This is a genomic window from Burkholderia sp. AU45251 (assembly GCF_030482905.1).
In the GTDB taxonomy this organism is placed as follows: Bacteria; Pseudomonadota; Gammaproteobacteria; order Burkholderiales; family Burkholderiaceae; genus Burkholderia; species Burkholderia aenigmatica.
Window position 1 is genome coordinate 1 of the sequence record NZ_JAUJQH010000068.1, and the last position, 1,541, is coordinate 1,541.

Genomic DNA, 1,541 nt, shown 5'->3' on the forward strand with positions numbered 1-1,541 from the left:
CAGATCCGCCACGCCCGGCTGCGCGACTGGTTCGCACCGGAAAACGATCGCACGCCGACCCGTGCCGAACGCTTCACGCTCGCGGGCGGCGGCCTCGCAGCCGATTTCTCGAAGAACCGCATCAACGACGACACGCTGCGCCTGCTCGTGCAACTCGCGCGCGATGCGGGCGTCGAAGCGCGCCGCGACGCGATGTTCGCGGGCGACATCGTCAACCCGACCGAGGGCCGTGCCGCGCTGCACACCGCGCTGCGCGCGACCGATCCGCAAGCGCCGTTCCATGCACAGATCAGCGCCGAGCGCGCAAAGATGGCGACCTTCGCGCGCGCCGTGCGCAGCGGCACGTGGACGGGCTACACCGGCAAGCGCATCCGCCACGTGATCAACATCGGCATCGGCGGCTCCGATCTCGGGCCGAAGATGGTCGTGCATGCGCTGCACCACGTCGCCACGCCTGAAATCTCCACGCATTTCGTGTCGAACGTCGACGGCGCCGATCTCGCACGCGTGCTCGAACAGGTCGACCCCGAGGAAACGCTCGCGATCATCGTGTCGAAGACCTTCACGACGCTCGAGACGATGACGAACGCACGCTCGCTGCGCGACTGGTTCGTCGCGCGCGGCTGCCCCGAGGACGCACTGTCGAAGCATTTCGTCGGCGTGTCGGCGAACCCGGCCGAAGTCGTGAAGTTCGGCATCGCCGCGGACAACGTGTTCGAAATGTGGGACTGGGTCGGCGGCCGCTATTCGCTGTGGTCGGCGGTCGGCCTGTCGATCATGATCGCGATCGGCCCCGAGCAGTTCGACGAGCTGCTGGCCGGCGCGAACGACATGGACCGCCATTTCCGCGAAGCGCCGCTCGAACGCAACCTGCCCGTGCTGCTCGGCCTGATCGGCATCTGGTACCGGAATTTCTTCGGGTCGCAGAGCTATCTCGTCGCGCCGTATTCGGAAGCGCTGCACTACCTGCCGTCGTACCTGCAGCAGCTCGAAATGGAGAGCAATGGCAAATCCGCGCGCCTGGACGGCACCTTCGTCGATTACCCGACGTCGGCCGTCACGTGGGGCGAGCCGGGCACCAACGGCCAGCATGCGTTCTTCCAGATGCTGCACCAGGGGCCGACGATCGTGCCGATCGATTTCATCGCGGTGCTGACCCCCGAGCATCCGCTCGCGAGCCATCATCCGAAGCTGCTGGCGAACTGCTTCGCGCAGAGCGAGGCGCTGATGCTCGGCCGCACGCTCGACGAAGCGCGCCAGGTCGCGGGGCCAGGCAAGGAAGCGCTCGCGCCGCACCTGACGTTCCCGGGCAACCGCCCGACGACGACGCTGCTGGTCGATGCGCTGACGCCGCGCACGCTCGGCGCGCTGATCGCACTGTACGAACACAAGGTGCTCGTGCAGGCAACGGTGTGGGACATCAATCCGTTCGACCAGTGGGGCGTCGAGCTCGGCAAGATTCTCGGCAAGGTGGTGGAAGCCGACCTGTCGGCCGAGTCGGTCGATCCGGCGAAGCACGATTCGTCGACGGCCGCGCTGAT

General features: G+C 67.0%; 1 protein-coding gene. It reads left to right on the top strand.

Annotated elements, in window-relative coordinates; genetic code table 11:
• On the top strand, positions 1 to 1,541 hold a 1,541-nt coding region (gene pgi, locus QZM67_RS39760; RefSeq protein ID WP_301811928.1), incomplete at both ends, for a glucose-6-phosphate isomerase.